The sequence below is a fragment of the Achromobacter deleyi genome, assembly GCF_016127315.1.
GTDB classification, from domain to species: domain Bacteria; phylum Pseudomonadota; class Gammaproteobacteria; order Burkholderiales; family Burkholderiaceae_B; genus Achromobacter; species Achromobacter insuavis_A.
The window spans coordinates 1,748,935-1,772,256 of record NZ_CP065997.1 but is presented as its reverse complement, the minus strand read 5'-3'; the positions used below and the strand labels follow the sequence as shown (position 1 = coordinate 1,772,256).

At 69.7% G+C, this 23,322-nt stretch carries 16 protein-coding genes; 3 read left to right on the top strand and 13 right to left on the bottom strand.

The genetic code is table 11. The features are described from left to right. Positions 1–11 precede the first annotated feature (11 nt). Positions 12–1,076 (top strand): branched-chain amino acid ABC transporter permease, encoded by a 1,065-nt coding sequence (locus I6I07_RS07885; protein ID WP_198486235.1) that lies wholly within the window; start codon positions 12–14, stop codon positions 1,074–1,076. On the opposite strand, the gene I6I07_RS07880 is transcribed toward I6I07_RS07885, so the two are convergent. The 13 genes from I6I07_RS07880 to bcsD form a co-directional block, all read right to left on the bottom strand. Continuing rightward, positions 1,073–1,618, bottom strand: a complete 546-nt coding sequence (locus tag I6I07_RS07880; RefSeq protein ID WP_232625945.1) for a hypothetical protein — start codon at positions 1,616–1,618, stop codon at positions 1,073–1,075. The genes I6I07_RS07885 and I6I07_RS07880 overlap by 4 nt on opposite strands. A gap of 124 nt (positions 1,619–1,742) precedes the next feature. Next, positions 1,743–2,885: an alginate O-acetyltransferase AlgX-related protein gene (locus I6I07_RS07875; protein WP_198486234.1), complete on the bottom strand. Its 1,143-nt coding sequence runs from the start codon at positions 2,883–2,885 to the stop codon at positions 1,743–1,745. 11 nt (positions 2,886–2,896) lie between these two features. Further along, positions 2,897–4,306 carry an MBOAT family O-acyltransferase gene (locus tag I6I07_RS07870; RefSeq protein ID WP_198486233.1) on the bottom strand — a complete coding sequence of 470 codons (1,410 nt, stop codon included), beginning with the start codon at positions 4,304–4,306 and terminating at the stop codon, positions 2,897–2,899. A 66-nt stretch (positions 4,307–4,372) separates the two neighbouring features. Then, positions 4,373–5,047 carry a cell division protein FtsQ gene (locus I6I07_RS07865; protein ID WP_198486232.1) on the bottom strand — a complete coding sequence of 225 codons (675 nt, stop codon included), beginning with the start codon at positions 5,045–5,047 and terminating at the stop codon, positions 4,373–4,375. 32 nt (positions 5,048–5,079) lie between these two features. Next, positions 5,080–5,742, bottom strand: coding sequence for an SGNH/GDSL hydrolase family protein (locus I6I07_RS07860; protein WP_198486231.1), 663 nt, complete (start codon positions 5,740–5,742; stop codon positions 5,080–5,082). A gap of 25 nt (positions 5,743–5,767) precedes the next feature. Continuing rightward, complete coding sequence (locus I6I07_RS07855) at positions 5,768–9,733, bottom strand: cellulose biosynthesis protein BcsC (RefSeq protein ID WP_232625943.1); 3,966 nt, start codon at positions 9,731–9,733, stop codon at positions 5,768–5,770. Further along, entirely contained in the window at positions 9,724–10,947 is a 1,224-nt protein-coding gene (gene bcsZ, locus I6I07_RS07850) for a cellulose synthase complex periplasmic endoglucanase BcsZ (protein WP_198486230.1), read from the bottom strand. The genes I6I07_RS07855 and bcsZ overlap by 10 nt, the downstream gene beginning before the upstream one ends. Next, complete coding sequence (gene bcsB / locus I6I07_RS07845; protein ID WP_198486229.1) at positions 10,947–13,277, bottom strand: cellulose biosynthesis cyclic di-GMP-binding regulatory protein BcsB; 2,331 nt, start codon at positions 13,275–13,277, stop codon at positions 10,947–10,949. Before bcsB (I6I07_RS07845) ends, bcsZ begins: the two co-directional genes overlap by 1 nt. 2 nt (positions 13,278–13,279) lie before the next feature. After that, entirely contained in the window at positions 13,280–15,508 is a 2,229-nt protein-coding gene (gene bcsB, locus I6I07_RS07840; RefSeq protein WP_232625941.1) for a cellulose biosynthesis cyclic di-GMP-binding regulatory protein BcsB, read from the bottom strand. Between the two features lie 140 nt (positions 15,509–15,648). Further along, a complete protein-coding gene (gene bcsA / locus I6I07_RS07835; protein ID WP_198486227.1) occupies positions 15,649–17,847 on the bottom strand; it encodes a UDP-forming cellulose synthase catalytic subunit in 2,199 nt (732 codons plus the stop codon). Further along, complete coding sequence (gene bcsQ / locus I6I07_RS07830; RefSeq protein ID WP_198486226.1) at positions 17,844–18,623, bottom strand: cellulose biosynthesis protein BcsQ; 780 nt, start codon at positions 18,621–18,623, stop codon at positions 17,844–17,846. Before bcsQ ends, bcsA begins: the two co-directional genes overlap by 4 nt. Beyond that, a complete protein-coding gene (gene bcsP, locus I6I07_RS07825; protein WP_198486225.1) occupies positions 18,620–19,324 on the bottom strand; it encodes a cellulose biosynthesis protein BcsP in 705 nt (234 codons plus the stop codon). Before bcsP ends, bcsQ begins: the two co-directional genes overlap by 4 nt. Before the next feature lie 15 nt (positions 19,325–19,339). Then, a complete protein-coding gene (gene bcsD, locus I6I07_RS07820) occupies positions 19,340–19,795 on the bottom strand; it encodes a cellulose biosynthesis protein BcsD (protein ID WP_232625940.1) in 456 nt (151 codons plus the stop codon). Positions 19,796–20,465: 670 nt separating this feature from the next. On the opposite strand from bcsD, the gene I6I07_RS07815 reads away from it, so the two are divergent. Together I6I07_RS07815 and I6I07_RS07810 are read left to right on the top strand one after the other, a co-directional pair. Beyond that, positions 20,466–21,884, top strand: a complete 1,419-nt coding sequence (locus I6I07_RS07815; RefSeq protein ID WP_198486224.1) for a mannose-1-phosphate guanylyltransferase/mannose-6-phosphate isomerase — start codon at positions 20,466–20,468, stop codon at positions 21,882–21,884. Further along, positions 21,868–23,322, top strand: coding sequence for an undecaprenyl-phosphate glucose phosphotransferase (locus I6I07_RS07810; protein ID WP_332840431.1), 1,455 nt, complete (start codon positions 21,868–21,870; stop codon positions 23,320–23,322). Before I6I07_RS07815 ends, I6I07_RS07810 begins: the two co-directional genes overlap by 17 nt.

The following is a 23,322-nucleotide window of genomic DNA, read 5'->3' as shown; positions in this document are numbered from 1 at the left end:
GAATCGCCCCCATGTCCTTCCGCCTGCTTTCCGGCGATCCTCCGCGCAGCACGCTGCTGGCGGTCTTGCTGGTCGCCATCGTCCTCGCGCTGGCCGCGGCGCCGTTCCTGTTTCCCGGCCCCAAGTCGCTGGCCGTGGCGGCCAAGATCCTGGTGTTCGTGATCCTGGTCGCCAGCTATGACCTGCTGCTGGGCTACACCGGCATCGTCAGCTTCGCCCACACCATGTTCTTCGGCATCGGCGCCTATGGCGTGGCCATCGCCAGCATGCGCATGGACGCCAGCTGGCTGTCGGTGCTGACGGGGACGGCGGCCGGCCTGGCCGTGTCGCTGGTGTTCGCGCTGGTGATCGGACTGGCCAGCCTGCGGGTGCGCGCCATCTTCTACGCCATGATCACGCTGGCGGTCGCGGCGGCGTTCCAGACGCTGGTGTCGCAGCTGTCCGACCTGACCGGCGGCGAGGACGGCCTGAACTTCAAGGTGCCGCAGATGCTGCGCCCGGCCTACCGGCCGTTCTCCGAGCCGCTGTTCGGCGTGAGCATCGATGGCCGCATCATCACCTACTACCTGATCGCCGCGGTCTGCGTGGTGCTGTTCCTGATGCTGCTGCGCATCGTCAATTCGCCGTTCGGCCGCGTGCTGCAGGCGATCCGCGAGAACCCCTTCCGCGCCGAGGCCATCGGCTACCGCACGGTGCTGTACCGCAGCCTGTCGAACCTGCTGGCGGCGGCCTTCGCCACGCTGGCCGGCGCGCTGTACGCGCTCTGGCTGCGCTACAACGGCCCGGACACGTCGCTGTCGTTCGAGATCATGCTCAACATCCTGCTGATGGTGGTGATCGGCGGCATGGGCACGATGTACGGCGCGGTGATCGGCGCCAGCCTGTTCGTGTTCGCGCAGAGCTATCTGCAGGACGGGCTGCACGTGATCCACGACGCCGTCGCCGGCGTGGCGCCGCTGGCGCTTTTGTTCGAGCCGGACCGCTGGCTGCTGTGGCTGGGCATCCTGTTCGTGCTGTCGGTGTATTACTTCCCGACCGGGATCGCCGGACGGCTGCGGGAACGGGCGCGTGCCTAGCGTCCGCTTTGACGCATCGTGTCGGCGTCGCGCCGCAGATCGTTGACCCGCCGCTGCATCTGGTCGACGCTACGTTGCGCGGCGCCGCCCAGCTGCGAGCCCGAAGGCGTCGGGGCGAGCGGCGCCATGTTCATCGGCGCGCCACTGTTCAGGGGAATCATCGCCGGCGGGTACGGGTCCGCCGCGGCCGGCTTCTGCGTCAGGAGACGCTCCAGCACCTGCAACTGATCACGCTGCACCTGCAACGCGCGCTCGTTGTCGAGCACGGCCTGCTCGCCTTCGTCGTCGGTGCCGAAAATGGCGGCGTGGTCGAGCGACAGGCCGTCCAGGCGCACGCGCGGGTCGGGGCCGGCGTTCAGGATGTTGCGGCCGAGGGTGGCGGGGTCGGTGGCGGGCGCGATGCTGCCCGCCGGCTTTGCCGGCGCGGCGGCGGAACCCTCGGCCGCGGCCGGCGTTTCGGCCCGGCGCTGGTCCTGCCCTTGCGCCAACATGGGCATCGCGGCCAGCAACCCAAGCGCGAGCGCGCTCCTGAAACCTCGCATGATGTTCTTCGTCTCTCCGTGACACGAGGCTTGGCGCGATGATCGGCGCCTACCTGCTCATGCCGCCGATATATTACTTCCCCCCCAATGGACCGGGCTGTCGCGGACAGGGACGCCGCAACGTTCAGAACCCCACGCGGTCCTCGGCGGCCAGGGGTGCGCCCAGGTCGCGCTCGTCCATTTCCCAGATCAGCAGGCGCGGCGGGCTCTGCTTCCAGGCCGGGCTCTTGAAGTACGTCTGCGCCGAGCCGCCGAACTTGCCGCCGTCGCGGGCGAAGTTGCCGACGGCCACGCCCAGGTCCTGCGACAGCTGCGGCAGGAACTCGGAGGTGCGCGAGAACGAGGTGCCGACCAGCGCCAGCGACGGCAAGGCGCTGTCGCCGAACAGGTCGTCGGCATCGCCGGCCGAGGCGGCGGCCTCCGGCGTGTAGGTATGCAGCGCGACCACTTCGGCGCGCGGCTGCCAGGCCAGCGGCAGCCAATCGACCCCGGCCAGCCGCACCAGGTCGCCGGGCCGCGGCGCGGGCGGCTGGGCAGCGACGCGCCAGCGCTGCGGCGCCTGCAGCGCGACACCGCTGGCGCGTACCTGGTCGGCGACGGCGCGGGCGGCCGCGCCGGCGCCGGCCTCGGTCCAGTGCGAATCGTTGCGGTAGTAGGCGTCCTGCGGCACGCCGCGCAGCGCGGCGCTCAGGTCGACCGTCGCCACGCCCTGCGCGCGCAGCACGCCGACCCAGCTCGACAGCCGGTCCTCGAAGCCCGCCGACCGGTGCAGGCCGCACAGGCGCTCGGACTCGATGCGGCTCTTGTCCGGCACCACGGCCACCAGCAGCTGGATGCCGCGCGCGGCCAGCGCGTCGCGCAGCGACACCACGATGCGGGCGCGCTCGGCCTGGTTCTCGCGGGCGGCCGGATGCGGCTGCAGTTCATCGCCCAGGAACAGCCAGCCGTCGCAACCCCGCCGCACCCGCGGACCCAGGTCGGCCAGCGTCAGCCAGCCCAGGCCGCGTTGCAGGCGCGCGGCCTCGCTGCTGAATGCCATGTCGGCCAGCCGCAACGACAGGTCGTGCGTGACGCCGCCATCGAGCACCCGCGGCAGCGAGGTGTCGTCGGGCAGCACGTCGTGATCCAGGCTCCACCAGATGTTGCTGAGCATGGCGCCGGCCATGAAGAGCACCAGCGCCACGCCGGCGAGCTGGCTGGCGCGGCGGTTGGCCACGGAAGCATGGGCTATGGGCGGCCGGGCCGGGGTGTCGTGATGGACGCTCATCGTCTCCGGCCTCAGAACTGGAAGTAGAGGAAAGGCACGGCGCCGCGCGCCGCGATCAGCGCGTAGGCCAGCAGGAAGCCGGCGACCGGCCACACCGCGCTCCAGGCCGTGCGCAGCATGCCCGCCGGCCGCGCCGACCACCACGGCTGCCAGGCGGGCAGGATGACGCACACAATGCCCAGCGCAGCGGCCAGCCAGTGGGTCGGCCGCAGCACGTACGACATCGAATCGCCCAGGCCGATGCCATTCAGGCCGAACTGGCCGCGATACATGGCCACCGCGGCATGGAAGTCGACCGCGCGGAAGATGGTCCAGGCCAGCATGACGAACAGCAGCGTCGCGATGCGCGACAGCCAGCCCGGCAGCGCCGGCAGGCCATTGCCTCCCCAGGCACGGGCCACGGCCAGGGCGGCGCCATGCGCCAGGCCCCACAGCAGGAAGTTCCAGCTTTCGCCGCCGTGCCAGAGACCGGCGATGCCCATGGTCAGCAGCAGGTTGCGGTAGGTCTTCCACACGCCCAGGCGATTGCCGCCCATGGGGATGTACAGGTAGTCGCGGATCCAGCTCGACAACGACAGGTGCCAGCGCCGCCAGAAGTCCTGGATGCTGCGCGCCAGGTAGGGGTTGTTGAAGTTCTCCGGCAGGTGAAAGCCCATCATCAGGCCCAGGCCGATGGCCATCGCGCTATAGCCGGCGAAGTCGAAGAACAGCTGCAGGGTGTAGGCGCCGCAGCCGATCCAGGCGTCGGCCAGCGACGGCGAACGCAGCGCGAAGGCGGCATCGACCACCGGCGCCAGCGTATCGGCCACCAGCACCTTCATGCTCATGCCGACCATGAAGCGCCTCGCCCCCAGGCAGAAATTGCGCCAATCCATGGTGCGATGGGCGATCTCTTTTTCGACCCAGGCCCAGCGGATGATGGGGCCGGCGATCAGCTGGCCGAACATGGCCTTGTAGGCGGCGAAGTCGATGAAGTTGCGTTCGGCGCGCACGTCCTGGCGATAGACGTCCACCAGATAGGAGATGGCCTGCAGCACGAAGAACGACAGGCCCGCCGGCAACGCCACCCGTTCCCAGGCCAGCGGCACGGCGCCCGCCATGGCGGCGATGTCGTTGAACGTCGTCACCAGGATGTTGGCGTACTTGTACCAGCACAGCGCCGCCACATTGGCCGCCAGCAGCAGGGTCAGCAGCACCTTGCGGCGATGGCCGGCGCGCAGCTGCTCCAGCATCAGGCCGCCGGCCCACGCCACCACGGTCACCGCGACCAGCAGCAACAGGTAGATGGGCTTGAGCCAGCTGTAGAAAGTCCAGCTGCCGACCAGCAGCACGAAGTTGCGCGCGCGCTGCGGCGTCAGGGCATAGACGACGAGGAACAGCGGCAGGAACAGCGTCAGGAATTCGAGGGACGCGAAGACCATGGCGGAGGGTGGCCGGAGATATTGTTATCGAAGCGGGGGCCGCGCCCCCGCCGGTCATGGGCCGGATCAGCGGGCCGTCTGGTCCGCCGCGTGCAGCAGGCGCGGACCCTGCGCCGACGGCAGCAGGAACACGGTGTGGCGGTCCCCGGCCTGCAGCGCGCCCAGGTCCAGTTCCTGCCCCGCGGGCTGGCCGCCGCAGCTGGCGCGCACCTTCAGGGACACGGGATTGACCAGGCGCCGGGCGACCGCGCCCTCGGCCACGTGCTCGAACATCGCCAGGTTGCGCGGCACGGCCAGCAGGCCGGCGTCGGCGCACGCGGGGTCGAGGTTGTAGAAACCCACCGAGACCTTGAGCGCGTTGAAGTCCTCGGGCTGCTCGCGCACGATGCGCGTCTGCAGGCCGTCCTTGCCGGGCAGGCCGACCACCGAGGCGAATTCACCCGGTTGCACCGAGATATCCACCTCCTGCTTGCGGCCGGCGCTTTCGAGCAGGCCCTGCATCTTCGCGCCCGCCTTGACCGGCATGAAATCCGACGCGGGATGGGCGGCATCGAGCTGGATGCGCGCCTGCGATCCCTTGGCGCTCACCGCCATCGGCTCGGCGCCGGCGTTGACGAAGCGCACGAACGACGCGTCCTCGGCCGGGCCGGTTTCATAGAGCTGGATCTGCGCCGCGCCGGCAACGCCGGCGGCCAGGGCGAACGACAGGGCGGCCAGGCCGCGCGACAGGAGGATGCTCATCCGTGGTCCTTTGGTAGCGGGGATCGCGCGCGTCATTTCTTCTGCAGCGCCTTGACCTGCGGCAGGTCGCCCAATTGCTTGGCAATGGCGTCGCCCCAGGCCTTGTAGCCGGTGTTGGTGTAGTGCTGTCCGTCGGTGGTGGGCCACTGGCCGGGCGTCGAGAACTGGGTCGAATCGATGTACGCGCAAGGCGCCACGTTGCTGCCCAGGAAGGCCGACACCTGCTTGACCCGCGCGAAATTCTTGTTGTACTTGCCGCCCTCGGTGCCCCAGCTGGGACCGATCCAGACGCAGGTCGTGCCGGTGCCGGAGATGGCCTTGGTCAGCGCGGTCGTCTGCTGCCAGGCCCAGGTCTTGGGAAAGGACGGATTGGTGTAGCCGGCCATGGTGTCGCCGAGCACGATCACCACCAGGTTGGGCTTCTTGGCGGCGATCAGGTCGGTCACCGGCGTGGTGCTGGCGTCCTTGCCCTTGAGCACGATCTGGCCGCCGTTCAGGCGCTCGGCGCCGCCGCAGGTGCTGGGCGTGGCCTTGAGCCAGTCGCCGGCATTGCTGCCGCACACGCCGATGGTCTGCACCACCGCGCCCTGCTTGACCAGGTCGTCCTGCAGGGTCGTGATCAGGTAGCCCGGCGCGGCCAGATGGCTGTCGCCGATCAGCAGGATGCTCATTCCGGCAAAAAGAGAAGTCAGCATGGCAATACTCCTTGATGAAACGTCCCTAGCGGGCGTACGGCGACTGATAGGGATTGACCGGCAGGTCCAGCGGGCGCGTCTGCGGGTAGAACGCGTAGCGCAGATAGAGCCCGCCCACGTACTGGCGATAGTCGGTGGCGTTGTCCATGGCCATGGTGCCGCCCAGGAACAGATTGGGCGACAGCTGGTACTCGCCCGCGGCCGCGAGGTTGTAGCCCACGCCGGTGCGCGACTGCCCCTCGTAGGTCGCCGAGGCGCCGTAGACGGCGCGATTGACCGTGTTGGCCGCCGCCTGCATGCCGCCGTTGGTCGGGAAATAGTCGGCGCCGTCTTCCTTGAAATGACGCAGGCCGACCGAGCCTTGCAGCTTGTAGGTGAAGCGGCCATCGCGCTGCGCCCAGGTCACCGGCACGCTCAACGCGTAGAACTGCTGCGGGCTGAAATAGCCGCCGTTGCCGTAGGTGAAGAAGCGCTGATTGTTGTCGTAGAAGATGGCGCCCAGGTTCAGGCCGGCCGTCAGCATGCGGTCGGTGTCGCGCGTCAGGTTCCAGTAGATGCCGGTGCCGACCTCGGTGCGGCTGTTGGACTCGACATTGTGGCCGTCCAGGCTGCGCCACGAACCGTAGGCATAGACGCCGTAGTCCTTGTTGTCCATGCCGATCTGGCCGCCCACGCCGGTGGCCGTGACCGCGCCCCAGCGCTGGCCGGTGCGATCGTCGCGCGCGCCGGCGAACGACACCAGGCTGTCGGTCACCGCGCGGCGCGACAGGTCCACGCTGTACCAGGTGCCCGCGCCGCGGTCGATGGGGCCGTTCAGGCGCACGCCGCCGACCACGTTCGAATACTCGAAGCCCAGCGGCGTGGTGCCGATGTCGGCGCTCAGGCCCTGCATGGTGTAGCCGACCGACAGGCCCACGCCTGTATCGCGCTGCTTGCCGGCATCGCCCACCAGCCCCAGTTGCTGCGCCCCGGCGGCCACTGGCCCGCCACCGAAGCGGCTGTTGCTGGCGTAGCCATCGCCGAGGCGACCGGCGTCCAACATCACCGCAGTCGCGCGCAGCGAGATCTTGCCATCGCCGGCCGGAATCAGGGCCTCGATCGCAGAGTCGATCTCGGTCAGCTTGCTCATGCCGGCCTCGCCATTGTTGGAACGGACGAAGTCGCCCACTCGGACCTCGGCGCTGCGTTCCTGCCTGACCTCGTCGAGCTCCTGCCGCAAGGAGGGCGCCACCGCGCCGCGCCCGCCGCCATATGCCGCGCCGCCCGCAGGCGCGTTGGCGGCGGCGCGCGGATCCTGCGCGCCTGCGATGACGTAGGGTTCCTGGCGCGACGCCGCGGGCGCGCCGTCATAGCTGGCGCCGTAACCCGCGCCGTAGCCGGCGCCATAGGTGGCGGCCTGCGGGTCGTTCAGGGCCTCGCCCATGACCTGCGCCGCGCGAGTGGAGCGCGACCGCTGGCCCGGCAGGCCGACGAACGGATTGCCGTCGGCATTACCGCCGGGCGCCGCGGCGCTGGTCACCATGGTGCCGCCGCCGCGCGCCTGCTGGGCGGCGATGGCCTGCTGGTACAGCTCGGCCGCGCGTCCGGTCTTGCCGCGCGAGCGGTAGATGCGCGCCGCGCCGGCCAGCACGTCGGGATCGTTCGGCGCCAGCGCCAGCGCCTTGTCCATCGAGGCTTCGGCCGAACGCCAGTCGTCGGCCTCGGCGGCGATGCCGGCCACGGCGATCTGCAACTGCGCGTTGTCGGGATCGCGCGCCTGCAGGCCGCGATAGATGGCCAGGGCCTTGTCGCGGTCGCCGGCGGCGACGTACATGCGCGCCAGCGCGCCCTGGGCCAGGGGATCGTCGGGCCGGCGCTTGAGCACCGGCTGCAGGATGTCATAGGCCGCCACCAGGTCGCCGCGCTGGCGCATGGCCTCGGCCTGGCGCACGGTGTACAGGCTGACCAGGTCCTGGAAACTGCGATGCTGGTCGGCATCCATGGGCAGCTTCTGCACCTGGCGCAACACCGCCGCCGTGCCCGCGTCATCGCCGCTCTTGAGCAGCACGCTGGCGTACGGGATCAGCACATCCGGGCCCGCCGGACGGCTTCCATTCACCAGCGGCCGCATCACGGCCAGCGCCTGCGGCGTGTCGCCCGCATCGATATAGGCCTGGGCGATGGCGCCCAGCAATTCGGGATCGCCGGCGGCCGTGGCCTGCAGGCCGGCCAGGCGCTGACGCGCCTGCGCCGTGTCACCCGACTGCGCCAGGCGCGCGGCCTGGGCCGCCTGCTCGTGCACCCACACGTTGCGCTGGAAGCGCGTGATTTCGGGAGTGCGGCGGTTCTCGGGAATGCGCGCCAGGGTGTCGTAAGCGCGGCCCCATTCGCCGCGCTCGGACGCGAACAGCGCGCTGGCATGCAGCGCGTCGGCCGAGTCCGGCTGCGCGCGCAGCGTTTCATCCATGATCTGTTGCGCGCGGACCGATTCGCCGCCGCGCAGCAGCAGCCGCGCCAGCTCGTAGGTGGTCCAGGGATTGCGCGGGTCGGTCCTGCGCGCGTCTTCCAGCATGCGGCGCGCGCCGGCCGTGTCGCCGCGCTTTTCCGCCTCGCGCGCCTGGCCCGCCATGACGGCGGCGCGCAGCCGGCTGACATCGCCCGCCTGCCCCGCCGGCAGCGCATCGACCAGCCGCAGGGCCTCTTCGGCCCGGCCGGTCTGGGCCAGCACGTCGGCCAGGCCGCGGACCGCCTCGGGATCATTCTTGTGGCGGGCGAGCACGTAGCGATAGGTCTTCTCGGCATTGGCCATGTCGCCGGCGCTGGCATAGGCCCGGCCGATGGCGTTGTAGGCGCCGGTGGCGTTGCCGTCCAGGCGGATGGCCTGTTCCAGCAGCTTGCGCGCGCCGTCGCTGTCGCCGCGCTGGCGCGCCGCCTCGGCCTGGTCCAGCAGGTTCCAGTAGCGCACCCCGGCGAGGGCGCGGGTCCAGTTACGCCCGGCGCCGGGACGGGCCGCCGCGCGCGACAGCAGTTCCTGGGCCTCGGCGTTGCGGTCCTGCTGCATGCGCACCAGCCCCAGGCCGCCCAGCGCGTCGGGGTCGTTGGGGGTGGCACGCAGCTTTTCCTGGAACGCGGTCTCGGCCGCGGCCAGGTCGCCGTTCTTCAACGCCGCGAAGCCGCGCGCCAGGCGCGCATCCTGGCGCCAGACCGGCGCTGGCGCGCCGCGTTTGGCCGACGGATTCTCGTAGACCGCGCGCACTTCCTTGTCGTCCGGATGCGCCGCCAGATAGGCCTCGAACAGGGGCTTCTCGCTGGCGTTGGGCGCGCCCAGCCAGATCAGGCCGGCGCGCCAGCTTTCGGCGGCGTCGGCGCCGACGTCCTTGCGCTGCGCCAGCTGCGCCAGCATGCGAACGCCCTCGGCACGCCGGTCTTCGTCGCGGATCAGGTGCTTGGCCAGGGCCAGCTGAACATTCGGATTGCCGGGCATTTCGCGCGAGAGCCGCTGCAGGCCGGTGATGGCGCGCGACAGGCCCTTGTCCGAATAGCCAAGGAAACTGTAGTACTCGAGCGCGATCTCGCCCTGCGGCTCGCGGCCTTGCAGGGCCTGGTCGTAGGCCTGCATCGCCTTGTCGATCTCGCCCGAGGCCGCCAGCATGCGGGCGCGGTCCAGGTCGGCCGCGGCGGAGCCGCCAGCCAGGCCGATATCCTGCTGCAGGCGCTTGGTGAAGGTGCCGTTGGCGTTGAGCTGCTTGAGCCGGGCCAGGTAGCCCTGGGCGTCGTCCAGGCGCTTCTCGCGCACCGCCGCCAGCCCCAGGCCGTACATCGCCTCCTGCTGCGACGGATCGGACAGCAGCAGCTTTTCCCAGGCCTGCGCGGCGCGCTTGGCGTCGCCCTGGTTCTGCCAGTAGCGTCCCTGCTCCAGCAGCGAAGCGGTGGCGGCCGGTTGCGCCCAGCCACTCTGGTGCATCAGGGCGGCCAGAACGCCGATGGCCAGCTTGTGGCGGTTCAAGGACATTTCTTCTCCCACTCCAATGACACACGGCCGGTGGCACCGAACCGGTAACGCTGCTCGAACCAGCCCATCCCGAACAGGCTGAGTACGTAATCGTAATAAGGTGGCTGCTGAACCGCCAGCCGCGCGGGGCTCTGGCTGGCGGCCCAGGCATCGCGCACGCGCCGCAACTGGCCCTGCAGCAGGTCATTCTGCCCGCGCGCCTGGAAATACGGCAACAGGGCCGCCGAAAAACCGAACGGCCCCTGGCCCTGGGCCTGGCCGCTGTCCACATCGACCGACTCGGGCGGCACGCCCGTGGCGGCGACGGCCGTGGCCATGCCGGATAGCGCCGCCAGCAGCGGCCGGGCGGCCGGATCGCCGGCCGGCGTCATGCCGGCCCACAGATACGTGCGGATCGCATCGTAGCTGCCCCTGGCGCCATGCACCGGATCATTTTCGTACTGGCCCAGCGCCCCGCCCTCGCCCGACACGCGGCGGTACGCGACCCAATCGGCCACGTACCCCTTGGGCGTGGTCGCCTGGATCACCCGCACCGTATTGTTGGCCACCTGGTTCCACGGCCCCTTCGCCGAGGCCTGCGCCAGCCGGCGCAGCACCGGCACGGGCAGGTAGCTCGGATTCAGGCGCCACATGTCGGGCTGCGCGAAACCCTCGGGCGCCGGCAACAGCATGCTGCCCAGGCCCGGCAACGGGACCACTTCGCGCCCCTCGATCAAGGCCAGCAACGCCTGCGCGTCGCGGGTGTAGGCCGGCTGGCGCCAGAGCCGGCCGGCCTCGAGCAAGGCATAGGTGAACCACAGGTCGGCATCCGACGCCGCGTTGCTGTCGAGCACGCCCCAGGCGCCGTCGTCGCGCTGGCCCCAGGACCAGGCCGGCAGGCGCTGCGCGGTGTCGCCGCCCGCCAGGTTGGCCACGCTCCAGCGCCACAGCCGCTCGAAGGTCTCGCGGTCATTGGCGACCAGGGCGAAGAACATGGCGTACGACTGGCCTTCCGAGGTGCTCATCTTGCGCGGCGTGCTGGCATCCACCACGCGCCCGTCGGGCTGCACGAAGTGCCTGACGAAGGCCGACCACTCCGGCCAGGCCACCGCCGTGCAGGCCGGCGCGGCCCGCGCCGCGCCCGACGCCGCCACGGCCAGGCCGAGCGCCAGCAACGCCCGCCGGGCACGCTGGCGCCAGGCGGAACGGCGGCGGGCGGGCCGGGCCGGATGCATCAGGCGTCCTTCTTGCGCAGGCGGCGCAACAGCGCGCGCAGCACGGCCAGCGCCACGGCGATGCCGACCAGCCAGACCAGCGCCATCACCACCAGGCGCAGCAGGGTGTAGCCCGGCAGCTGCGACGAGACCCACCAGTCGATGCGCTTGAGCAGCGGCAGCTGGCCCAGCGTGTAGGTCTGGTCGCCGACCAGCGCGTCGATCTGCTTGCCGCGGATCACGGACAGGCTGCCCTGCACGCTCTTGTCATAGCCTTCGCCGCCACGCAGCGCGGCCACGGCCGCGTCCAGCCCGTCGGGCTTGCTGCTGGCCAGCAGCACCACGCTGCGCTTGGCAGCCAGCGGCGATTCGAAACCGGCCACGATCGCGCTGACGCCTTCGCCGGTGTAGCTCATGGCCACGCGCGGCTCGCGCCGATCCAGGCGCGGATCGGCATGGAACCAGTCCGTCACGCGGTAGATCAGGTCCGACAGGCCGAAGTGCGCGCCCGACTCGTAGCTGCCGGGAATGTGCGACGCCCAGGTCTTGAGCAGCGGATTGGCGGTGTCGCCCGCGATCACCAGCAGGTCCTTGCCGGCCTGCCCGCTGGCCTGCTGCGCCCGCGTCACGGTCACGCCGATGGCCGGATAGCCCGTGGCGTCGCCCAGGCGGCCCAGCACGTTCAGGTAGGCCGAATAGGCCGCCGCGTTGGCGCGGTCATCCAGCACCACGGCCGTTTCCGACAGGTCGGCCATGCGGGTGAAGGGGAAGCCCGCCTGCGCGAACGCGCGCAGATCCGGCATTTCGATGAAATGCGGATAGCCCGACAAGTCGATGGTCGACTCGGGCTCGATCATGCCGCGCACGTTGTCGATGATGATGTCGCGGCACTCGCCCTGCTTGATGTAGTCGTACATGTAGCGGAACTGCAGCTGGCCATTCGCCTTCAGCAGGTCCAGCGGCACGTCCAGCTGGGCGCGCATCGGCAGGCTCTCGTCGGGCAGCACCTCGGCGCGCAGCTTGTCGCCGCCCTCGATGCGTTCCAGCGCGAACAGCGGCATCGACTTGACGAACTCGCCGTTGACGCCGAACAGCAGCGAGGAGTTGAGCGACGTCGGCTGCGGCGTGTAGCGGTAGCGCAGGTCGATCGGCACCTTCTTTTCCTGCCAGCCGAACAGGTCCGGCGGCACGCGCACGTCGATGCGGATGGTGTCGGGGCTGAAGCCCGACACGTTCAGGCGCTTGGGGTCGATCAGATCGCCAAAGCGCACCGGGCGGTCGGTGCGCAGCCAGCGCGGCGCGTCGTACGGTTGGCGCGGCTTGACGTCGGCCAGGCGCGTGATGGCGGCCGACTGGCCGGCCAGCGTCTGGCTGCCAAGCGCCAGCGCGGCGGCGGCCTGCTTGAGGTCCTTGCCGTCGCGGCCCAGCACCAGCAGCAGCTTGCCTTCGGGATCGTTGGGGTTGGTGACGACGGCCAGCGTCGGACCGTTCACGGTGGCCTGGGTCAACCCGGCGGTGGCCGCGCCCATCGCGAACACCACGGCATTGCCGCGGCTGGGCACCTGCGCCACCGCGGCCGGGAAGTCCGAGCCGCGATAACCCGCCAGCCCGCCGAACCACGAGGACAGCGCGCCGGCGGCTTCCAGCGTGGCGTTGTCCGGCTCGGCCTGGAACACGAACGGCAGCACCAGCTTGCGCATGTCGCGACGGTCGAAGAACGGCAGCGGCAGATTGGCCAGCTCGTTGGGCAGCGGCAGCGCCGCGGTCGCCAGGTCCAGCGTGCTCAGGTTGCTGATGTTGGCCCACAGGCTCGAATGCAGCGGGTCTTCGCAGTTCAGCGTGTAGTGGCCGATCAGCTGCAGGCGCAGGTCGTTGTACGGCGTGATCAGGTAGGGCGGGATCTCGATGGTCTGCCGCAGATTGCTGCCGGCGGTCTCGCGCGGCACCGGAATGGTGGCGGCCACCTCGTCGTTGACCAGCACGTTGATGTGCGACAGGTCGGATAGCAGCGCGGGCGAATAGGCATAGCGCAGGTCGACCCGCGCGCCGGTCACCACGCGATCGTTGCGCACGCTGAAGTTCAGCGTGTTGCTGCCATCCACGCCGCGCAGGTTGAGCGGATACTGCGCGCCGAGCTGCTTGAAGGTGTAGGTCTGGTCGGCCACGAACGGCGCCGGCGCCGGTGCGGCGGCCGGCACGGTGCCTGGCGCCTCGGCCGCGCTGGCCAGCAGCGAGCAGCCGGCCAGCAGCGCCAGCGATGCGCGGCCGAGCGCATGGCCGCGGCGGCGCGGCGAACGGGACGGCGTCGCCTGCGCGGCCGGCGGTTGGGTCGAACGGATTTTCTTATGCATGATCACGATCCCAGGCGGCGCTGAGCGCGGGCGCGCAGCGACAGGTAGAGCAACACGGCGATGACTAGCGCGCTCAGGAGCAACGCCCCCACGAGCGTGAGCGGATGGCGTGCGAAGAACCACTGCAGGCCCAGCCAGGTCGGCAAGGTGCCCACGTAGTAGTTCTGCTCATCCTGCAGGGTGTAGGCCTCCTTGCCGCTGATCACCGTCAGGCTGCCGCCGATGCGGTCCTGCGGGTTGTCGGCCTTGCTCTCGGTGTCGCGGCTGGTCAGCAGCGCCTGCACGGCGCTGGCCAGGCCATCGGCGCTGGTGCCGGACACCACCACGGCGCTGCGGCCCGACTGCAGCGGCGATTGCAGGCCGGCCAGCGTGGCCGAGACGCCGCCGCTGGAAAAGGCCAGCTGGATGTCGGCCTGGCGCTTGCGGTCGCGCGGATCGTTGCCGAGCCAGGACGCGACGCCATCGACCCAGCCCGACAGGCTGAAGCGGCGCTCCTTGCCGTTGAAGCCGCTCGGCAGCGCATCGCCCCACTGCGCCAGCAGCGGCTGGTTGTCGCCGGAGGCCAGCACCAGCAGGTCCTTGTCGCGTTGCGCCGCGACCTGCCCGCTCTGGGTGACGGTGACGCCGGTGGCGGGATAGCCGGTCGCCTGCCCCATCACGCCCAGCAAGGTCAGGTAGGACGAGAAGTCCGACACGCCCGCGCCCTCGGGCATGACGACCGCGGTTTCCGACAGGTCGGCCATGCGCGTGAACGGGAAACCGGCATCGGCGAACAGCGACAGGTCCGGCATCGCCGCGTACTTGGGCAGGCCGGAGATGTCGATGGTCGAGCCCGGATCGATCGCGCTGCGCACGTTGTCCAGGATGCTGTTCTGGCACTCGCCCAGCTTGGCGTATTCGTACACGTAGTTGAACTGCAGCGCCGTCTGCGGCGGCAGCAGATAGGTCGGCACCATCACCCGCGCCTTGCCTTCCGAGACCGGCACGCCGGTCAGGCGGTTGTAGACGCCCGGGCCTTCGTGCAGCGCGAAACTGCGGATCAGCTGGTTGCCGGCCATCATCTCCATGACCGACTGCTTGGCGCCGGGGCGCGGCGAATAGCGGTAGACCAGGTTTACCGGCACGCCATCGCTGTGCCAGCCGAACAGGCCCGGCGGCACGCGCAGGTTGACCTGCACGGGCGGCGGCCGATGGCCCGAGACGTTCAGGTCGCGGGTCGGCACCAGTTCGCCGAACGCCACCGGCCGGTCGCTGCGCAGCCAGTTGGGCGCGTCGAACGGCTTGCGCGGCCGTGGCGTCTCCAGGCGCGTGATGCGCGCCTGCGGGCCGGACAGCGCCTCGCTGCCAAGCGCCAGCGCAGCGGCGGCCTGCTTCAGTTCCTTGGCGTCGCGCCCCATCACCAGCAGCAACTTGCCGTGCGGGTCGCGCGGGTTGGTCTGCATCGCCACCGACGGACCGTCTATCGTCGGCGTCGTCAGCCCGGCAACGGTATCGCCCGGCTGCAACAGCACGACCGCGTTGCCGGTGGCCGGCAGGTCCTGCAGGTGGGCGTCGAACTTGGCGCCGCGGTATCCCGCCAGCGCGCCGAACCACGAAGCCAGGACGCCCGCGCTCTCCAGCCGCGCCGCATCGGGACCGCGGCCCAGTACGATCGGCAGCACCAGCTGGCGGATGTCGCGGCTGTCGAAGAAGGGCACGGGCAGCAGCGCCAGGTCATTGGGCAGGTCGACCGGCATCACGGTCAGTTCCAGCGTGCTGCGGCCGGCGACGTCGGCCCACAGGCTCGAATGCACCGGGTCTTCGCAACCGAGCGTGTAATGGCCGATCAGCTGCACGTCGAGCCGGTTGTAGTCGGCCAGCGCCGGCACCGGCAGTTCGACCGTCTGGCGGGTCGGCGTGGCCGCGGCTTCCTTCGGCAGCGCCACGCTGCCCGCCACCTCGCCGTTCAGCAACACCTTCAGGTGCGACAGGTCCGGCAGCAGCGCGGGCGAATAGCTGTAATCCAGGTTGACGCGCGCCCCGATGACCTGCTGGTCGCGACGCGCGCTGAAGCCCAATCCGTTGATGCCGTCCACGCCGCGCAATGGCAGCGCGCTCTGGCCGCTCAGGCGCGACAGGGGCACGGAATAGGTCCGCGCTCCCGGCGGCAGCGCGGGCGCTGGCTCGGCGGCCGCGGCAGTCGTGGCCGTGGTCGCCGGATCGGCCGCCACGGTCTGGGCCAGGGCCGGCATTGCGGCCCCCAGGGCCGGCATTGCGGCCCCCAGGGCCAGCAACGCCGATAGCAGCCGCCACCGCAGGACGGGCCGCGCGGGAGACGGGCAAGGCCTGGGCGGCCAAGCATCAAGCCTGGGATTCATCGCTCTGTCGTCCTCTAGTTTTTGGTGGACACGGACGTGGGACGGCGCACGGCCGCAAGGCTGCGATCGCGCAACTGGCGCAGCAGCAACGAAAAACCGCGGACGCCGATGCTCGAGATCTGCCTCAACGCGACCCACGGCGAGTCGGGCGCGTTGTTGCCCCAGGTGCTGGCCCAGGTATCGGCACGGCCAAAAGTCATTTGTGCCAAGTCGCGTTCCTGCTCCAGCGTCAGCGACTGGAAGCTGATCCCCAGGCGATCGCCGCGGCTGAACGTGACCAGCGCCGGGAACATCGCTTCCTCGTCATTGCGGAACAGCGACACGCTCAGCGGCATGCCGTTGGGCACCAGCACCCCGGGCGGCAACACCAGGCCCAGGCCGCCCTGCGAGTAGTCGCTGGTGCGGCAGGCGACGGTGCGTCCATCGGGCAGCAACAGCATGGCCGCCAGCGAGATCGCCACGCGCGGCGTGTTGCGCAGTTGCCGGACCTCGCCGGCCACGGCCACGCTGGCGCTGGTCATGACAATGTTGTAGATGGTCCAGATCAGGTTCAGCACGATGGTCAGGCGCGCGTCCACGCCCCCGTACCCCGCCACCAGGCTGACCACGCCGACGATGAAGCCGGCCAGGTTCAGCCCCAGCAGCACCACGTAGGGCCGCGCCAGCGTCCAGTCGAAATACGATTCGCGGATGATGCCGCCCTTGGCCGTCACGTTGAACAGCGCCGTCTTGGGGCTGATCAGCGTCACCAGCGCCGGGCGCATGATGTACCAGGCCAGCACCGATTCGTAGACCTCGTTCCAGAACGAATGGCGGAAGCGCCCCTGGATGCGTGAACCGGTCAGGTTGGACAGCACGATGTGCGGCAAGGCGTAGGCCGCCACCATGATGGCCGACGCCTGGAACACGTTGGCATGGAAGAACAGATAGGCCAGCGGCGCCGTCAGGAACACCACCCGCGGCAGGCCGAAGAAGAAGTGCAGCATCGCGCTCAGGTAGCACAGCCGCTGCCCGATCTTCAGGCCCTTGCCCAGCAGGGGATTGTTGGTGCGGATGATCTGCGCCATGCCGCGCGCCCAGCGCGTGCGCTGGCCGATGTGGCGCGACAGGTTCTCGGTCGCCAGGCCCGCGGCCTGGGGCACCGCCAGGTAGGCCGTATTGAAGCCCAGGCGGTTCATCTTCAGGGCGGTCAGCGCGTCCTCGGTCACGCTCTCGACCGCCACGCCGCCGACCGCGTCCAGCGACGAGCGGCGCATCACGGCGCAGGAGCCGCAGAAGAACGTGGCGTTCCACAGGTCGTTGCCGTCCTGGATCACGCCATAGAACAGCTCGCCTTCGTTGGGCACGTTGCGGAAGGTGCCCAGGTTGCGCTCGAACGGATCGGGCGAGAAGAACACGTGCGGCGTCTGCAGCAGCGCCAGCCGCTTGTCCTTGAGGAACCAGCCCATGCAGATCTGCAGGAACGAGCGCACCGTGACGTGGTCGCAATCGAACACCGCGATGAATTCGCCGTCGGTCTTGGTCAGCGCGGCGTTGATGTTGCCGGCCTTGGCATGCTTGTTGTCCGGGCGCGTCAGGTAGCCCACGCCCGCCTGCTCGCTGAACTCGCGGAACGCCTGCCGGCGGCCGTCATCGAGCACGTAGACGCGCAGCTTGTCCGCCGGCCAGTCCAGCGACTGCGCCGCCAGCACCGACTGGCGCACCACGTCCAGCGGCTCGTTGTAGGTGGGAATGTAGACGTCCACGCTCGGCCAGGTGGATCGATCGGCCGGCAACGGCGCGGGCTTGCGCCGCAGCGGCCAGGCCGTCTGGAAATAGCTCAGCAGCATGACCGTCAGGGCGTAGATTTCCGCCAGCAGCAGCCCGTAGCCGAAGAACGCGTCCAGGACATTGTGAAAGCCGATGGTGTCCGTGACCCGCCAATACATGTAGCGCAACGACGTGATGACCGACAGCATCACCAGCGTCAGCGTCGCCAGCCGTCCGCCCACGCGGTGCAGCAGCAGCGCCACGATCACACAGAACGCCGCGAACATCATCTGTTGCGGCAGGCCCATCTCGACGGCCACCGCCAGTACCGACAGCACGCCGGCCAGCACCAGCGACAACACCCGGACCCAGCCCATCTTCCAGATGCGCCAGGACAACAGGCTGTTGCTCAGGCGCGAGAGACGCGGACTGTGCGCCGCGGTCTCGTTGGTCACCGACTTCATGGCTGGTCCTCCCGGGGCTCGCGCAATTGCCGCAGCAGCCATTGCGCGCTGACGCCGATGTCATTGCTGGCCTGGCTGTGCGGGGCGTGGTCGATCACGGTGGCGCCGAAGGCCAGCGCCTCGCTGACGGTGGCGTCGCGGTGGATCACGCCGGCCAGGCGGTCGGCCAGGATGCCGCGCATCACCTGCAGCGTGTCCTTGGCCAACGGCGCGGCGCTGTCGGCCTGGTTGACCACGAAGGCATGGCCCATGAATTCCGGGCGCCCCTCGCAGTACTGCGCGATCAGGTTCTCGACCTGCGGCAGCGTCGCGTAGGAAGCGGCGTCCGGCAGCGTCACGACCAGCACCAGGTCGGCGCAGCGCAACGCCTGGCTGAGATAGCTCGACGGCCCCGGCGGCGTGTCCACCAGCACCACGGTATCGGGATCGAGATCGAGCGCCCGCAGGTGGTTCGCCAGCCAGGCGTCGTCCTGCCGCATCTGCTGTTCCAGCGCCAGCCGGTCCGCCTCATTGATCTGGCCGAACGGCAACAGGTAGGGACCGGCGTCGCCCCGCACCACCGTTTCGCGCCAGGGGATGTTGGCCAGGCTGGCGCGCGCCAGTCCGGCCTCGGCGGCCTGCGATTCGACGCCCAGGTGAAAACGCAGCGCGTTCTGCGGATCCAGGTCCACCAGCAGGGCGGAATGGCCGGCCCGGCTCAGGGCCAGGCCCAGCGTGGCGGCTATCGTGGTCTTTCCTACCCCGCCCTTGGCGGAAACAATCGCGATGGTTTTCATTTTTTCGCCGCTTTCGAAGATGGCGGATCCTGGGCCGCGTCCGCGGGCGCCGTCCGCGCCAGGCGCGCGAAGACGCCTTGCAACGGCGTCGCGGCGCTGGCGGGCGCGGGCTCGGGGGCAACCGCCGCAGGCCGCTCGGGCGCAAGAGTGGGTTCGATAAGGACTTTCGGCGCGGAACGCGCGGGAGGCTCGGCGGCGACCGGGGCGCGGGGCGCGGCATCGGGCGGCGCCGGCGCAACGACCGGCGCGCTGACCCGCGGTTCGAGGGCGACAGCAGCAATGGCCGCGGCGGAGGCGACCACCGGCTCGGCAGCAGGCGCCAACGGCGCTTCCCGCGAGGGCGCCCGCGGAATCTCCAGCGCATCCAGCGCCGGACGCTGCACGCGCGCGCCCCGGATCAACGCGGCCACCTTGGCCGCATCCACCGCGGCGCCACGGCGCACGGGCGAGAACCGGGACAACGGCAGCGCCGACACGGCCGCGCCGGGCGCCAGCGGCCAGGCCGCGGCCTGCGCGGGACGGTCGGCGGGCGAATCGCCGGCGGCGGGCGGCACGCCGGCCTGCCCCGGCCGGATGCGGCTCAGCAGCGGCCAGCGGCCGCGCGCGGCGTGGGCCCGGTCCTCGCGGCCGATCTCGCGATAGTTGCGGGGATCGCCCCCGAACTCGCGATACAGGCTGGTGATGTCGTTGTCGTCTCTCATCCGTGGTCCCGCGTCCTAGCGGCCGAACCGGTAGAGAATGACACCGTCTTCATCGGATGCGCGCTGCTGCGTCACCTTCAACTGCGCGTCGGCGCCCAGCAGGCGCATCCACGATTCGTAGGCGCCCTCCAGGAATCCCGCGCTCCAGTCCAGGTGCGTGGCGCCGAACGCCGCGCGCAGCGGCGCGCAGTAGTGCGCCAGCGCCAGGTGGTCCTCGGCTTCTTCGATCTCCACCCAACCCCAGTCCAGCGGACGCCAGACCTGGTTGATGGCGGACTGCATCTCGGCGATCGACGCGGCGCTCGACAGCGCATGCCTGTCGGCGAACTGCTCGCCGGCGCGCCGCATCAGCGTGTGCAAGCGCTGCACGGTCAGATCCTGCGACAGCTCCTGGGCGAAGGCCGCCAGCACATCGCGCCACTGGCTGGCACAGAGTCGATCATCGAGGTGGGAGAGGATGGCGCTTTGCACGTTGTTCCTTCGTCATGGACAGGCGACAGGACTTGGCCCGCAAGCGTCAGCGCGACGCGCCGCGGGACCAGGGCAAGTGTTGAAAGGCAAGGCTGGCAGGCATGCGGCGGCCCGGGTAAAGGCCGCCATGCCGAGTTGTTTCATACAGGCGTCGACGCGAATCGAGGCCGCGCGCGGGAAACCGCGCGTCAAGGGAGGCGCGGACGACACGGGGGACATCCTGGCTTTCAGGCTTTGCATAGCCTGCATCCGCGAGTTGGCAAGGCGGAGCTGCGGTACTTTAGGCCGCATTCTTGGAGCATGACCTTGCGTCTTAGACGGCAGCGCGCGGTGTCATCGGTTTGAAGTCTTTTCACGGATGCTCGTAAACGTTTTGTTTCGGGCAGTATTAACGCGTGCTGACTTATATTGCCGATAATAGCAAAATGCATCGATATATATGCATCAAGCCTGCGCTGCGGCACAGTCTTTTAGTATAGTGAAGACAACAATCAATTTAAAGACATACACATCCTAAAGATCTTAAAGATTTGCAAACACTTTGCCACAGCCGATTCCGCAACCTTTATAGTTGAGGCCGCTGGCAGGACGCAGAACGTGTGCCGCGACCGATGAGTATCCCGCCCCACGGCGCCACGCGCCGCCGGCGACAGATTGCAAGGGACTTCCGATGTCGAGTACCACGCCGCAACTGCGTTCCGTACTGCTGGTAGGCGGTACCGGCAGCCGCCTGTGGCCGCTGTCCCGCGGCAGCTACCCCAAACAGTTCCTTCCCCTGCTCGGCGACCTCTCCCCGCTGCAAGCCACCTGTGAGCGCGTGGCCGGACTCGGCGGCCTGGCGCCGATCTTCGTGGCCAACGAGGAGCATCGCTTCATCGTCGCCGAACAGTTGCGCCAGATCGGCCAGCAGCAACCCACCGTCCTGCTCGAACCCGTCGGCCGCAACACGGCGCCGGCCATCGCGCTGGCCGCCCTGCTGGCGCAGGCCGAGGGCGACGACCCGGTGCTGCTGGTGCTGCCTTCCGACCACGCGGTGCCCGACGTCGAGCGCTTCCACGACGCCGTGCGCCAGGCGCTGCCGGCCGCCGAGGCCGGCCGCCTGGTCACCTTCGGCATCCAGCCCACCTACGCCGAAACCGGCTACGGCTACATCCGCGCCGGCGCGACCCGTGACGGCGTGGCCGACGTCGAGGCCTTCGTCGAAAAACCCGACGCGGCCACGGCGGCGCAATACCTGGCGAGCGGCCAGTACTTCTGGAACAGCGGCATGTTCCTGTTCCGCGCCTCCCGCTACCTGCAGGCCCTGCAGACGCACCGCCCGGACATCCTGGCGGCCTGCCGCCAGGCCATGGCCGCGCCGCGCCATGACGGCGATTTCCTGCGGATCGACGAAGCCGCCTTCGCCGCCTGCCCGTCCGACTCGATCGACTACGCCGTCATGGAACGCGATCCGGGCGTGGCCATGGTGCCGCTGGACGCCGGCTGGAGCGACATCGGCTCGTTCGCCTCGCTGTGGCAGCTGGCGCAGCAGGACGCCGACGGCAACGCCCTGCGCGGCGACGTGGTGGCCGAGGACTGCCATGGCGTCTACGCCTATTCCAGCCACCGCCTGGTCACGCTGCTGGGGCTGGAGGACACCGTGGTGGTCGAGACCGCCGACGCCCTCCTGGTCGCCGCGCGCGACAAGGTGCAGGACGTGCGCCGCATCGTCGCCCGCCTGAACCAGGCCAAGCGTCCGCAGGCCACGGCCCACCGCCTGACCTACCGGCCGTGGGGCAGCTACGACGCCATCGACGACGGCGACCGCTTCCAGGTCAAGCGCATCCGCGTGGCGCCCGGCGGCCGGCTGTCGCTGCAGATGCACCATCACCGCGCCGAACACTGGATCGTCGTCACCGGCACGGCGCGCGTCACGCGCGGCGACGAGGTCTTCCTGCTGACGGAAAACCAGTCCACCTACATTCCTCTGGGTGTAAAACACCGCCTGGAGAATCCGGGCTCCATCGACCTGGAGCTGATAGAAGTGCAGTCCGGCCCGTATCTGGGCGAGGACGATATTGTGCGGTTTGATGATGTCTACGGTCGCTGATACCCCCACCACCTTTTCCATGCTCACCTACGCGACGCCCAGCCACCCTCAACGCTCTTTCATGGCCCTGACGGGCCTGATCTGCGCGCTGATCAACGCCGGCACCTTTCTCGGCCTGACGCTGGCCGAGGACATGGCGTCGCCCATCTTCCGCGGCTGGATTCCCGTCATTCTGGCCGCGGGCGCCTCCATCGCGTTCGCCCGCTTCACCCTGCTGATCAGCGCCCGCAGCGTCTGGTGGATGCTGAGCCGCGGCGTGATGCGCTGGTTCAGCGTGCTGTTCCTGGCGCTGGTCGCGCTGTTCTTCCTGCCCGGCAGCGCCACCGACACCGAGTCGCTGCGGGTGTTGCTGCTGAAGTGGGCGGCCATCACCCTGCCGCTGCAGGTGCTTGCCCTCTACAGCCTGCGCCGCACCGCCTATCGGCTGAACAACGCGTCCGCCAGCCGCCGCTCGGCCGTGTTCTTCGGCATGGGGCCCGAGGCGCGCAAGCTCGCCATGCGCCTGCAGCGCTCGCCCATCCTGGGCATCCACACGGCGGGCTACTACGCCGAGGAACAGGTGCGCACGCGCAAGGGCGAACCGACGCCGCCGCCCTATCTGGGCCGCTACCCCGACGCGCTGACCCGCATCGAGGCCGGCGAATACGGCATGGCCTTCGTCACGCTGGACGACACGAAGGACAATCCCGTCGTGCTCAACCTGATGAACCGGCTGTATGACTCGACGGCCGCCATCTACCTGATGCCCGAGTCGCCCTTCCTGGGCGAACTGACCGCCAGCAGCGCCGAAATCGCCGGCGTGCCGTTGCTGGCGCTGCACGAGACCCACATGCAGGGCCTGTCGCGCAGCCTCAAGCGCGCCATGGACCTGACGCTGGGCGGCCTGATGCTGCTGCTGGCGTCGCCGGTCATGCTGGTGATCGCGCTGGCCATCAAGCTCGACTCGCCCGGGCCCGTCATCTTCCGCCAGATGCGCTATGGCGAACGCGGCCTGCCGATCACGGTGTTCAAGTTCCGTTCCATGCGCGCCAACGCCGGCACCGAGGCCGACGGCACGCTGCGCCAGGCGCAGCAAGGCGATTCGCGCGTGACGCGCATCGGCCGCTTCCTGCGCAAGAGTTCGCTGGATGAGCTGCCGCAGCTGCTGAACGTGATGGCCGGCACCATGAGCCTGGTCGGCCCGCGCCCACACGCGGCCGAGCACAACGAGATCTACCGGCGCATGATCCAGGGCTACATGCTGCGCCACAGCGTCAAGCCCGGCATCACTGGCTGGGCCCAGATCCACGGCCTGCGCGGCGAGACCGACACCACCGACAAGATGCTGCAGCGCGTGCGCTACGACCGCTACTACATCGCCAACTGGTCGCTGATGCTGGACCTGAAGATCCTGTTCCGCACCGTGCTCGTGATCTTCTGGGACCGCAACGCCTACTGA